Source organism: Umezawaea endophytica (assembly GCF_025061645.1).
GTDB classification, from domain to species: Bacteria; Actinomycetota; Actinomycetes; order Mycobacteriales; family Pseudonocardiaceae; genus Umezawaea; species Umezawaea endophytica.
The window spans coordinates 149697-162086 of sequence record NZ_JANYMP010000019.1 but is presented as its reverse complement, the minus strand read 5'-3'; the positions used below and the strand labels follow the sequence as shown (position 1 = coordinate 162086).

The following is a 12390-nucleotide window of genomic DNA, read 5'->3' as shown; positions in this document are numbered from 1 at the left end:
CTCCCACGTGGCCGGTTCCCCCGTTTCGTCAGCGCCAGAACATGAAGTTGAACTGCCCGAAGCCCGCGAGCCGCATCTCACCGCCGATGAGCTCGAAGACGGACTCGCCGAGCACGAAGAACACGCTCGCCACGGCGGGGAACGCGAACAGCGCGGCGAACAGCGCCAGCGGCGCCCACGGCCGGACCTTGGCGCCGAACTCCTGCGCCTTGTAGGGCAGGTACGGCTCCCAGATGCCCCACCCGTCGAGGCCGGGGATCGGCAGCATGTTGAGCACGAAGGCGATGATCTGGAGGTACGCGAGGTACGAGAGCGCCCACGCGAGTGCCACGGACGGGTTGAAAATTGCCACCGATCCGGCGAGGAGCAGACCGAGGACGAGGTTGGTCAGCGGACCCGCGAAGGAGACCGCCGACTGCACCCCCTTCGACCGCAGGGAGTGGTGGTTGATCCACACGGCACCACCCGGAAGGGGGATTCCGCCGAAGGCCAATAGCACCAGCGGTAGCACGATGCTCAGCACTGGATCGGTGTAGTGGCGGATGTCGAGGGTCAGGTATCCCTTGCCCGCGACCGAGTAGTCTCCACCGCGGTAGGCGATGATCGCGTGCCCGAATTCGTGCAGGCACAAGGAAACCGCCCATCCACCGAGGATGAACAGCACGGTTCCCGTCACCGCGAGGGGGCCGGTTTCGACGCCGATGGTGGTGAGCACGGCCCCCGCTGCCGTGACCGCCAACAGACCCAGGAACAGTGGACTGGGTCGGACCGCTGATCGCTTCACCCCATCAGTGTGGCCTGTCCCGCGGAGCGGCCTCTAGGCCGTTGGAGCTGCGGGCATCGCTGCCAGCGTGGGACCAATCACCGTCTGTGCTGCTAGTCAAGGGTTTTGGGGCCATTCGCGGGAATATCCCCCGTCCTGTGGACTCGGCTTGACCCCCTGCTGTGACGCAGGTGTAATCACATCGGTGTCATTCGCTGTTGTGGGACTGCGAGTGGTGTCCGCCAACCGGGGAGAGCGGAAGGCGAGGAGGCGGACTGTATGCAGGAAATCGACGGGGATCGTGGCGTGGACCGGTTGGAGGGCCCGGCGCAGGAGCTGGGAATGCTGACCGAGTTGTACGACCCGACTGACGAGCAGGACTGGCAGGAGCGCGCCCTGTGCGCGCAGACCGACCCGGAGGCGTTCTTCCCTGAGAAGGGCGGATCCACCCGTGAGGCCAAGCGCATCTGCCTTGGCTGCGAGGTGCGTTCGGAATGCCTGGAGTACGCCTTGGCGCACGACGAGCGCTTCGGCATCTGGGGCGGCCTGTCCGAACGCGAGCGGAGGAAGCTCAAGAAGCGCGCCGTGTGAAAGCTCGCCGAACCGGCCTGTCGTGAGGAATGCTCAGCGGACAGGCGAGGCGGCGAGCGGCACGGGAGTGGGCACTTGGTGAGCAGTACCACTCCGCGGCTTCGTACCGCGCCGGTGTTGGCCGTGCTGGTCTGCCACGACGGGGACCAGTGGCTCGGCACCGCGCTGTCAGCGTTGCGCCGCCAAGAACCGAGGCCTCGTCACGTTATTGCGGTCGACACCGGTTCCACCGACCGCACGGCGAAGATGCTCGCGGAGGCCGCCGACGGTCCGGACCGGATCCTCGACGGCGTCCTCGGAATGCCGAGGGGAGCGGGTTTCGCCGCCGCCGTGCACGCCGCCGTCGACCACGCCGTCCAGCGCTGGGGCGACCCCGGCAAGTGGATCTGGCTCCTGCACGACGACAGCGCGCCCGAACCGGACTGCCTGTCCTCGTTGCTGGCCGCCGCCGAACTCTCGCCGGGTGCCGCCGTGCTCGGCCCGCTGTCCCTGGACTGGGCCGACCCGAGGCTCGTCGTCGAGGCGGGCGTCTCGACCGACTCCTCCGGCCACCGGCAGACCGGGATAGGGCCTGCCGAACCGGACTGGAGCCGCTTCGGCTCCGGCGGCTCCGCGCGGTTCGAGCAGAGCACCGAGGCGCTCGCGGTGTCCTCGGCGGGCTCGTTGGTCAAGCGCCGCGTCTGGCAGGACCTCGGCGGCTACGACAAGCGCTTGCCGATGCTGCGCGACGACCTCGACTTCGGCTGGCGCGCCAACCGCGCCGGCCACCTCGTGCTGTGCGTCCCGGTGGCGAGGATGCGGCACGTCCGCGCCGCCTCGCGCGGCCTGCGCAGGCTGGACGCCGTCGCCGCCAGGCCGGGTCCGCTGCTGCGCGGCGTCGACCGGGGGCACGGCCTCCGGACGTTCCTGGCGAACACGTCCACGCCCTCGTTCCTGCTCGGCCTGCCCCGGCTCGCCGTGCTCCAGGTCCTGCGCGCGCTCGGCTTCGTGCTGCTGCGCAGGTGGACGGACGCGCGCGGCGAGTTCGGCGCGCTGCGCTACCTGCTCAGCGGCCGGGCCGGGCTGCTCGCCGCCCGCCGGGCCAGGCGCGGCGGCTCCGGCGCGGTCCGCGGGCTCGTCACCAGCCGCACGACCAGGTTCCGCAACGCCGTCCGCTCGGCCACCTCGTACCTGATCCGCCGCCGCGTCCAGGCGGACGTCAGCCTCGGCAGGCTGCCGGAGGACGAGGGCAGGCCGAGCGGCTGGCGGCCACCGCCGTCCGGCAAGGACACCCGCCGCCGGGTCGTCGGCCCGGACGCCCTGCCCGCGGGCGTGCTCGGCCGGGGCCACCCGGCGCGCGCGACCAGCGGCCTGCGCCGCCCCGCGACCGTGGTGCCGGTCGCGACCGACGCGGCGGAACTCGCGCCCGCGTTGCGGCCGAGCCCCACACCGCGCCCGTCGCCGGTGCCCAGGGGCACGGCCCCGGAACCCGCACTGGTCTTCGTCGAGGTCGACCGGGCCCGCGTCCTGCGGTCGCTGCTGATCGGCCCGCCGCTGCTGCTGGTGCTGGGCCTCACGCTGTTCGCGCTGGTGGCGAACTCGGGCAGGCTCGGCATCGACCTGTCCGGCGGTCGCCTGCTCCCCGTGCAGGGGCTCGGCGAGACGTGGTCCGGCTACCTGGCCGCGTGGAACCCGGTGAGCGGCGGCACGACCTCGCCCGCCCCCGCGACGCTCGCGGTGCTGGGCCTGCTCGGCTCGTTCCTCGGCGGTCCGGCCGCCGTGGTCGCGCTGGTCCTGCTGTTCGACGCGCCGCTCGCCGCGCTGGGCGCCTACGTCGCCAGCAGGCGCGTGCGGGTGCGCCGCCCGGTGCGGGCGGTGGTCGCCGCCGCGTACGGGCTGCTGCCCGCCGCGACCTCCGCCGTCAGCCAGGGGCGGCTCGACGTGGTCGTCGTCCACGTCCTCGCGCCGCTGGTGTTCGCTGGCGTGCTCGGTGTGCTGCGCGGGGCGGGCGGCCGGTCGTGGCTGACGGTGGTGTCCGGCACCGCGTTCGCCACGGCCGTGGTCGGCGCGTTCTCGCCACTGGTGCACCTCGCGGTGATCGTGGGCGCGCTGATCGGCTTCGTCGCCGTCCCCGGTCAGCCGGGGGAGGGCAGGCGCCGGGTCGCCGGGCTGTTCGCCGTCGTCCTGCTGCCGATGGCGCTGCTGCTGCCGTGGCCCGCCGTGGTGCTCCAGCACCCCGTGGTGGTCCTGCACGGCACCGGGGCGGCCGTGGCCACCCCGGAGGTCGGTCCGCTCGACCTGGTCGCCCTGCGGCCCGGTGGGCCCGGCGCGCTGCCGTTCGTGGGCGCGCTGGTGGTGCTGGCCGCGTTCGGCGCGCTCGCGCTGCGGCCGAACCGGGCGATGCTGCCCGGTCTGGGCGTGGTCGTCCTCGGCGTCCTCTCCGGGGCCGCGCTGCTCGCCGTGCCGATGACCCCGCTGACCGGCGGCCCGGCCCAGTACGGCTGGACCGGCGCGCCGCTCGTGCTGCTCGGCTGGGGCCTGCTGTGGGTCGTCCTGGCCGCGTGCGGGCGGGACGGGCCACCCGCCACCGCCCGCGTGCGGCACCTGGTGTCCGTGGCGGGCGTGGTGGCCGTCGTCGGCCTCGCCTGCTCGGGCGTGTTCGGCCTGCGCGAGGGTCCGCTCCGGACCGGGGGCGCCGAACTGCCGTCCACCGTCGCCGCCGAACTGCCGCGCACCGGCCGGGCCGTGCTCGTCCTGGGGGAGCGGACCCGCCAGGTGGCAGGCCGGATGCCGTCCTTCGGCGACGACGACCTCGCGCCGACGTCGTCCAGCCCCGCCCGGCTGAACCGCTGGACCCGCGACCTGACCGAGGGCACCCCCGACGCCGCCCGCCTGGCGCTCGCCCAGGCCGCCACGGCCGGGGTCGCGTTCGTGGTGCTGCCCGACGGACCCGCGGCCGACCGGGTGCGCGCCGCCGTCGGCGACCTCGTGGCGGACGCGCCCCCGATGACGGACGGCCGCCCGGTGCTGCGCGTCCAGCTCGCGGCGGGCAACGCCGTCCTGCTGTCGCCGGAACTCGCCCGCCGCGCCCGCTCCGGTGGTGGCCCGCCGACGGAACTCGGCGTCCCCGGCATCGCCCCGGTCGAGTCCGGGCCGCCGTCGGCCGCCATGCGCGTCTCGGAAGGCCCGGAGGGCCGCGTCCTCGTGCTCGCCGCGGAGGACGAACCGGGGTGGCGGGCGGTGGTCGACGGACGACCGGCCCCGGTGTCCCGCGTCTGGGGCCACCAGGTCGGCGTCACCGTGCCGACCACGGCCAGCGAGGTGCGGATCGAGGCGCCCGGCTCGGTGCGCGAGCTGTTGCTGCTGCTCCAGGCGGCAGCGGTCCTGTTCACCCTGCTGACGGCCATCCCGTCACGGGCGGCGGCTACTCCCCGTCGATGACGTCCGGGTCGAGGCCGAGGTAGTTCGCGACCTGCTCCACCAGCACGTCGTGCACCAGGTCGGAGAGGTCGGCGCCGTCCTTGGCGCGCGCTTCGAGCGGACGGCGGTACAGCACGATCCGCGCCCGCGAAGGCCCACCGGACTTGTCCGACGCGGCGGGCATGAGCCGGGCGAGCGGCACGTTGCCGTCCTCGACGACCCCGCCGTCCTCGCTGTCGGTCGGCTGGACGTCGGGCACGTCGTCGACCGCGACGTCGAGCTGGGTCAGCTCCGTCCGCCACCGCGCCTCGATCGGCTCCAGCGCTTCGAGCACCAGCGCGTCGAAGCGCTCGGCCCTGCTCCGGGCCGCGGGGAGGGTCGCCGGGTACAGCGGGCCGCGCAGGCCTCTTCCGTGCCTGTCGCGATTCCGTCGCCGCGGAGAACCCTGTCGCCACGAATCCCGAGCCATCACCACCCCTCAAGCCTAGTTGTCCTGCTGGGGAGGTGTTCAAACCCGCCCTCCGGACAGGTGGACGAGAGGTGTCCCACGCCAAAACCAGCGTGCCTCCGACACGGCGGCGGCCGGACGCGCTATCGTCCCCGCCGTGCGGAGCGTGAGACGGTGCTCGCGAACCGGGTGCGCTAACCCGGCAGTCGCCACGCTCACCTATGCCTATGCGGACTCCACCGCTGTCGTCGGTCCCCTCGCCACGTACTCCGAACCGCACAGCTACGACCTGTGCGAGGAGCACGCGTTGAGGCTCACCGCCCCCCGCGGGTGGGAAGTCGTGAGGTACCAGGGTGAGTTCGCGGCTCCAGAGCCGACCGTGGACGACCTGACGGCGTTGGCCGAGGCGGTGCGCGAGGCGGGACGGGCCGATCGGCCGCTGGAGGTGCGCGATCTCCAGCGCGACCTCCAGACGGGCAACATACGGCGGGGTCACCTGCGCGTACTGCCTGATCCGCACGAGGACTGAGTCGCCGGGCGGGTCACCGGTAGGCTTCCGGCCGGGCGGTGTCAAGAGCTGCCGAAGCCGAGTGTGTCCAGCCGAGGAGTGTCCGCGTGCGCGATCTGTCCGGCGTCGTCAAGGCCTACGACGTGCGTGGTGTGGTGGGTGAGCAGCTCGACGCCGCCGTCGTCCGCGCACTGGGTGCCGCTTTCGCGCGCCTGGTCGGCGGTCCCGCCGTCGTCATCGGTCACGACATGCGCGACTCGTCGCCCGAGCTGTCGAGCGCCTTCGCCGACGGCGTGACGGCGCAGGGTGTCGACGTGATCAGCATCGGCCTCGCCAGCACGGACATGCTGTACTTCGCGTCCGGCAAGCTCGACCTGCCCGGCGCCATGTTCACCGCGAGCCACAACCCGGCCGAGTACAACGGCATCAAGCTGTGCCGCGCGGGCGCCTCGCCGGTCGGCCAGGACACGGGCCTGGCGCAGGTCCGCGAGGACGCCGAGCGCGAGGTCCCGGACGCCGAGGGCGTCACGCCGGGCACGCGCTCCGAGCGCGACCTGCTCGCCGACTACGCGGCCTACCTGCTCGCACTGGTCGACCTGTCGGGCAGCCGTCCGCTGAAGGTCGTCGTGGACGCGGGCAACGGCATGGGCGGCTACACGGTGCCCGAGGTCTTCCAGGGCCTGCCCATCGAGGTCGTCCCGATGTACTTCGAGCTGGACGGCAACTTCCCGAACCACGAGGCGAACCCGCTCGACCCGAAGAACCTGGTCGACCTCCAGGCCAAGGTCGTCGAGGTCGGGGCGGACGCCGGTGTGGCGTTCGACGGCGACGCGGACCGCTGCTTCGTGATCGACGAGCGCGGCGAGCCGGTCTCGCCGAGCGCGATCACCGCGCTGGTGGCCGTGCGCGAGCTGGCCAAGGACCCCGGCGCCACGGTGATCCACAACCTGATCACCTCCAAGGCCGTCCCGGAGATCGTCGCCGAGCGCGGCGGCAAGCCGGTCCGCACCCGCGTGGGCCACTCGTTCATCAAGGCCGAGATGGCGACGACGGGCGCGATCTTCGGCGGCGAGCACTCGGCGCACTACTACTTCCGCGAGTTCTGGAACGCCGACACCGGCATGCTGGCCGCGCTGCACGTGCTGGCCGCGCTGGGCGAGCAGCCGGAGCCGCTGTCCGAACTGGCCCGCGAGTACGAGCGGTACTCGGCGTCCGGCGAGATCAACTCGACCGTCGCCGACCAGTCCGACCGGATCTCGGCCATCAAGGCAACTTTCGGGGCCCGGAACGGCGTCACCTTCGATGAGCTGGACGGTCTCACCGTCGAGCTCCCCGACGGTTCGTGGTTCAACCTGCGGGCGTCCAACACCGAACCGCTGCTCCGCCTGAACGTGGAAGCCGCCGACTCCGACGCGGTCGCCGCATTGCGGGACGAAGTCCTCGCGATCGTGCGCGGCTGACGAAAGGGAACGACCAATGGCAGTGCAACTCGACGCCCAGTTGCTGGAGATCCTGGCCTGCCCGTGCCCGGAGCACGGCGCGCTGCTGGTCGGCACCCCCGCCGATCCGGGGGCCGACTTCCTGACCTGCTCGGTGTGCCACCGCTCGTACCCCGTCACGGACGGCATCCCGGTGCTGCTGCTCGACGAGGCCGTGCGGCTGGACGCCGACCAGGACCCGACGGACGGGTGACCCGGCGTGTTCGACGACAGCCTGCTGGACGACTCGCGCCGCCTCGGTGACAACGACACCGGTGGCTGGCTGCGCGCCGCCGCGCACGCGGGGGCGCAGGTCCGCGCCACCGCGGAGGTCGCGGGGGAGCTGGGCGTGGCGAGGACGTTCGGGGAACGGCCGCGCGCGCTCGTCCTGCTGACCCGTCCCGGTGTGGGCACGTCGGTCGCGAAGCTCGCGTCCGCGCTGCTGGGCCCGGCCTGCCCGGTGCCGGTGGTCGTCGCGGACGAGCTGCCGCCGTGGGTCGGCGCGCTGGACGTGGTGCTGGCGCACACCGAGGACCCCGGCGACGCCGTGCTGGCCGAGTCGATCTACCGCGCGGGCCGTCGCGGCGCGCGCGTGCTGCTGACCGCCGAGCCGGACGGGCCGGTGGCCGCGTCGGCCGCGGGTCACGCGCTGCTGATCCCGCCGCGGGTGCCCGTGCCGCAGGGCTTCGGGTTCGCGCGGGCGTTCGGCGGCTGGCTCGTCGCGTTGAACGCGATGGGCCTGCTCAAGACGGACGTCGGCCTGATCGCCGACGAGCTGGACCGCGAGGCCGAGCGCGACCACCCGATGCACGAGTCGTTCGTGAACCCGGCGAAGTCGCTGGCGCTGCGGATCGCCGACCGCACCCCGCTGCTGTGGGGGCTCGACCACCCGGCGACGGCGGTGGCGGCGCACGGTGCCGCGATGCTGGCCTGCTACGCGGGTGTGGTGAGCGACGTGGCGGGGTACCCCCAAGCGCTCACCAGGTCGGTCCTGCACCGGCGTGCCGTCCAGTCCACGTCGGCCGAGGACCTGTTCGCGGACCCCGACGACGAGCCGACCGGTCAGGTGAGGGTGCTGCTGCTCGCCGTGCGGCAGGGGCAGCTCGCCGAGATGGCCCGTCGTGCCGCGCACGAGACGTTGCCGGGAGCCGACGTGCTCGAACCGGCGGAGGAAGTGACCGGCGGCGACGCCGTGTGCGCCGCGCTGCTCGCACTGCGGTTCGAGCTGGCCGCGCTCTACCTGGGTCTCGCCGCGGGCAAGCTGGGCGGACCGGGGCTGTACGCACCGGCGGTCTGACGCCGACGAGGGAGTGGACGAGACCGTGGAACTGCTGCACAACGCGATCCGGCCGTACGCGTGGGGCTCGCGCACGGCCATCTCAGAACTGCTCGGCAAGGCCGTTCCCGCACCGCACCCCGAGGCCGAGCTGTGGATGGGCGCGCACCCCGGCGACCCGTCGAAGGTGGTCGGGCCGGACGGCGCCGAGCGGTCGCTGCTGGAGCTGCTGGCGGAGGACCCGAAGGGCCAGCTCGGCGAGGTGTTCGCGACCCGCTGGGGTGGCAGGCTGCCGTTCCTGATGAAGGTGCTCGCCGCCGAGGAGGCGCTGAGCTTGCAGGCCCACCCGTCGGCCGAGCAGGCCGCGTCGGGGTTCGCGGCCGAGGAGAAGGCGGGCGTGCCGATGGACGCCGCGACCCGCAACTACAAGGACCCGTCGCCGAAGCCCGAGCTGATCTGTGCGCTGACGGAGTTCCACGCGCTGGCCGGGTTCCGCGACCCGCACCGCAGCGCCGCCCTGCTCCGGTCGCTCGACGCGCCGGACTTCGCGCCCTACGCCGAACTCCTCGCGGCCCAGCCGGACGCGCAGGGCCTGCGGGCCCTGTTCACCACGTTGATCACGCTGCCGCAGACCGCGCTGGACCTGCTGCTCCCACAGGTGCTGGACGCGTGCGTGCTGCACGTCAAGGAGCGCGGCGAGTTCGACCTGGAGTGCCGAACGGTCCTGGAACTCGGCGAGGCCTACCCCGGTGACGCGGGTGTGCTGGCCGCTCTGCTGCTCAACCGCCTCGTGCTCCAGCCGGGCGAGGCCGTGCACCTGCCCGCGGGCAACCTGCACGCCTACCTGCACGGCACCGGCATCGAGATCCTCGCCAACTCCGACAACGTCCTGCGCTGCGGCCTCACGCCCAAGCACGTCGACGTGCCGGAACTGCTGCGCGTGCTGGACTTCACCTGCGGCGACATGCCCGTGCAGCGCGGCGAGGAGGTCACCCCCGGCCTGGCGGTCTACCGCACCCCGTCGTCGGAGTTCGAACTCTCCCGACTGGACCTCACCGCGGGCGTGGACGTCCGCGTCGACGACGCCGGGCCGCAGATCCTGCTGTGCGTCCGCGGCACCGTGTCCGTCCTGGACGGCGCCGGTGGCGAACTCGAACTGACCAGGGGCCAGTCCATGTGGCTCGCCGCGGCGGACCCCGCCGTGGTTGCCAGGTCCGCGAACGGGGAACCCGCGCTCGTGTTCCGGGCCACCGCCGGGGCTTGAGGCGACCCGGCCGGTTAGGGTTCGGCTCGACAAATCGGACTTTCGACCTCATCAGGGGGCTCACTTGTCAGCAGGGGGCGGGACCAAGGCGATCATCGCCGCGCTCGTGGCCAACGCCGGGATCGCCGTCGCGAAGTTTGTCGGCTTCCTGGTGACCGGGTCGTCGTCGATGCTCGCGGAGTCGGTGCACTCGCTGGCCGACACGTCCAACCAGGGGCTTCTGCTGCTGGGGCAGAAGACGTCGCAGCGCGCCGCCACGCGCAACCACCCGTTCGGCTTCGGCCGCGACCGGTACTTCTACTCGTTCGTCGTGGCGCTGATGCTGTTCACCCTCGGCTCGGTGTTCGCGCTGTACGAGGGCATCCACAAGCTGCAACACCCCGAGGGCCTGTCGTCGCCGATGGTCGCCGTGGTCATCCTGGTCGTCGCCATCGGCCTGGAGACCTACAGCTTCATGACGGCGATCAAGGAGTCCAAGCTGATCAAGGGCAACGCGACCTGGTGGCAGTTCATCCGCCAGTCGAAGGTGCCCGAGCTGCCCGTCGTGCTCCTGGAGGACGCGGGCGCGCTCATCGGCCTGGTGCTGGCCCTCATCGGCGTCGGCCTCGCGACGATCACCGGCGACCCGGTGTGGGACGCGCTGGGCACGATCTCCATCGGCGTCCTGCTGGGCGTCATCGCGATCATCCTGATCATCGAGATGAAGAGCCTGCTGATCGGCGAGGGCGCCTCGCCCGCCGAGCTGGACGTGCTGGAGGCCGAGCTGGCCAAGGGCAAGGTGGAGAACGTCATCCACATCCGCACCCAGTACATCGGCCCGGACGAGCTGCTGGTGGCCGCCAAGATCGCCCTCAACCCCGGCCTGACCGTGGCCGAGACCGCCGAGGCGATCAACGACGCCGAGCTGCGCGTGCGCAACAAGATCCCGGCCGCCCGGCTCATCTACCTGGAGCCGGACCTCGACCGCAGCCTGAGCCAGACGAACTCCGGATCGGCGTCCGAGGGATCCTGATCTCGCCGAGAGGCCCCGGCACGCGTGGACCCCTAGGGTGAAAGGTCGTACTTCACCCTGCAAGAGGAGGACCACCGTGCCGGGGAACGGGCTGTGGCGCACCAAGTCCATCGAGCAGTCCATCGAGGACACCGACGAGCCGGACACCAAGCTCCGCAAGGACCTCACGTCCTGGGACCTGATGGTGTTCGGCGTCGCCGTCGTCATCGGTGCGGGCATCTTCACCGTCGCCGCGCAGACGGCGGGTGACCTGGCGGGGCCGTCGGTCTCGCTGTCGTTCGTGCTGGCCGCCGTCGCGTGCGGTCTCGCGGCGCTCTGCTACGCCGAGTTCGCGTCGACCGTGCCGGTGGCCGGTAGCGCGTACACGTTCTCCTACGCCACGTTCGGCGAACTGGTGGCGTGGATCATCGGCTGGGACCTGGTGCTGGAGTTCGCGGTCGGCTCGGCCGCCGTGGCGAAGGGCTGGTCGTCCTACCTCCAGATCGTGCTGGCGCAGGTGGGGCTGGACGCCAAGACCACGGTCTCCGTCGGGTCGGTCGACTTCGACTGGGGCGCCGTGCTGCTGGTCGTCGCCCTCACCGTGCTGCTGGTGCTCGGCACGAAGCTGTCGTCGCGCGTCAGCCAGGTGATCACGGCCGTCAAGGTGCTCGTCGTGCTGCTGGTGATCGTGGTCGGCATCGGCTACATCAAGGCCTCGAACTACTCGCCGTACGTCCCGCCCGCCGAGACCGGTGGCACGGGCGTCGGGTCCAGTGGGCTGGAGCAGTCGCTGTTCTCGCTGATCACCGGCCAGGAGGGCAGCACGTTCGGCGTGTACGGCATGCTCGCCGCCGCGTCGCTGGTGTTCTTCGCGTTCATCGGTTTCGACGTGGTGGCCACGGCCGCCGAGGAGACCCGCAACCCGCAGCGCGACCTGCCTCGCGGCATCATCGGTTCGCTGATCATCGTCACCGTGCTGTACGTCGCGGTGGCGCTGGTGATCACCGGCATGGTCCCGTACACGGACCTCAAGACGTCCGCCGACGGCACGCCCGCGAACCTGGCGACCGCGTTCGCGAACCTCGGGGTCGACTGGGCGGCGAACGTCATCTCGGTGGGCGCGCTGGCCGGTCTGACGACCGTGGTCATGGTCCTCATGCTCGGCCAGACCCGCGTGCTGTTCGCGATGTCCCGCGACGGCCTGCTGCCCAGGGGCCTGGCGAAGACCGGCAAGCACGGCACCCCCACCAGGGTCACGATCCTGGTCGGCACGCTGATCGCGCTGGCCGCCGGTTTCTTCCCGGCGGGCAAGTTGGCCGAGATGGTGAACGTGGGCACGCTGTTCGCGTTCATCCTCGTCTCGGCGGGTGTGCTGGTCCTCCGCAAGACCCGGCCGGACCTGCCGCGCGGGTTCCGCACCCCGCTCGTGCCGCTGGTGCCGGTGCTGGCGATCCTCGCCTGCCTGTGGCTGATGCTGAACCTGACCGCGTTGACGTGGGTCCGGTTCCTCATCTGGATGGCGGCGGGCGTCGTCGTGTACTTCGCCTACGGCAAGAGCCACTCCGTGCTCGCCCTGCGCGAGAGCGGCAAGCTCACCTCGCCGCCCGTGGCGAAACCGGACGACCGCGCGTGACGCCCGGTGTGGTCGGCCGGGGGGCGCCCCCCCCCCCCA

11 protein-coding genes are annotated in these 12390 nt (G+C 72.3%); 9 read left to right on the top strand and 2 right to left on the bottom strand.

Annotated elements, in window-relative coordinates:
• Nucleotides 1-28: 28 nt before the first annotated feature.
• The gene (locus NZH93_RS33000) at nucleotides 29-784 is read right to left on the bottom strand and encodes a site-2 protease family protein (RefSeq protein ID WP_259627178.1); all 756 of its coding nucleotides are present in this window, start codon (nucleotides 782-784) and stop codon (nucleotides 29-31) included.
• 321 nt (nucleotides 785-1105) lie between these two features.
• On the opposite strand from NZH93_RS33000, the gene NZH93_RS32995 reads away from it, so the two are divergent.
• Together NZH93_RS32995 and NZH93_RS32990 are read left to right on the top strand one after the other, a co-directional pair.
• A complete protein-coding gene (locus NZH93_RS32995) occupies nucleotides 1106-1354 on the top strand; it encodes a WhiB family transcriptional regulator (RefSeq protein ID WP_259627223.1) in 249 nt (82 codons plus the stop codon).
• 78 nt (nucleotides 1355-1432) lie between these two features.
• Complete coding sequence (locus NZH93_RS32990; RefSeq protein ID WP_259627177.1) at nucleotides 1433-4774, top strand: glycosyltransferase family 2 protein; 3342 nt, start codon at nucleotides 1433-1435, stop codon at nucleotides 4772-4774.
• Here NZH93_RS32990 and NZH93_RS32985 read toward each other — a convergent pair.
• Entirely contained in the window at nucleotides 4758-5222 is a 465-nt protein-coding gene (locus tag NZH93_RS32985) for a metallopeptidase family protein (protein ID WP_259627176.1), read from the bottom strand. The genes NZH93_RS32990 and NZH93_RS32985 overlap by 17 nt on opposite strands.
• A gap of 136 nt (nucleotides 5223-5358) precedes the next feature.
• Between NZH93_RS32985 and NZH93_RS32980 the strand changes: the two genes are divergently transcribed.
• The 7 genes from NZH93_RS32980 (at nucleotide 5359) to NZH93_RS32950 (ending at nucleotide 12351) form a co-directional block, all read left to right on the top strand.
• Nucleotides 5359-5730, top strand: coding sequence for a DUF3499 domain-containing protein (locus tag NZH93_RS32980; protein WP_106187360.1), 372 nt, complete (start codon nucleotides 5359-5361; stop codon nucleotides 5728-5730).
• A gap of 86 nt (nucleotides 5731-5816) precedes the next feature.
• Nucleotides 5817-7169 carry a phosphomannomutase/phosphoglucomutase gene (locus NZH93_RS32975; RefSeq protein ID WP_259627175.1) on the top strand — a complete coding sequence of 451 codons (1353 nt, stop codon included), beginning with the start codon at nucleotides 5817-5819 and terminating at the stop codon, nucleotides 7167-7169.
• A gap of 16 nt (nucleotides 7170-7185) precedes the next feature.
• A complete protein-coding gene (locus NZH93_RS32970; protein WP_259627174.1) occupies nucleotides 7186-7401 on the top strand; it encodes a Trm112 family protein in 216 nt (71 codons plus the stop codon).
• 6 nt (nucleotides 7402-7407) lie between these two features.
• The gene (locus NZH93_RS32965) at nucleotides 7408-8484 is read left to right on the top strand and encodes an SIS domain-containing protein (protein ID WP_259627173.1); all 1077 of its coding nucleotides are present in this window, start codon (nucleotides 7408-7410) and stop codon (nucleotides 8482-8484) included.
• Nucleotides 8485-8509: 25 nt separating this feature from the next.
• A complete protein-coding gene (manA, locus tag NZH93_RS32960; protein ID WP_259627222.1) occupies nucleotides 8510-9727 on the top strand; it encodes a mannose-6-phosphate isomerase, class I in 1218 nt (405 codons plus the stop codon).
• A gap of 64 nt (nucleotides 9728-9791) precedes the next feature.
• Nucleotides 9792-10739: a cation diffusion facilitator family transporter gene (locus NZH93_RS32955; RefSeq protein WP_259627172.1), complete on the top strand. Its 948-nt coding sequence runs from the start codon at nucleotides 9792-9794 to the stop codon at nucleotides 10737-10739.
• 76 nt (nucleotides 10740-10815) lie between these two features.
• The gene (locus tag NZH93_RS32950) at nucleotides 10816-12351 is read left to right on the top strand and encodes an amino acid permease (protein WP_259627171.1); all 1536 of its coding nucleotides are present in this window, start codon (nucleotides 10816-10818) and stop codon (nucleotides 12349-12351) included.
• The last annotated feature ends 39 nt before the right edge of the window (nucleotides 12352-12390 follow it).

Bases quoted from the DNA above. Each gene is read 5' to 3' on its own strand.
- NZH93_RS32995 (WP_259627223.1), top strand. From the start codon at position 1,106: ATGCTGACCGAGTTGTACGACCCGACTGACGAGCAGGACTGGCAGGAG.
- NZH93_RS32985 (WP_259627176.1), bottom strand. From the start codon at position 5,222: ATGGCTCGGGATTCGTGGCGACAGGGTTCTCCGCGGCGACGGAATCGC.
- NZH93_RS32970 (WP_259627174.1), top strand. From the start codon at position 7,186: ATGGCAGTGCAACTCGACGCCCAGTTGCTGGAGATCCTGGCCTGCCCG.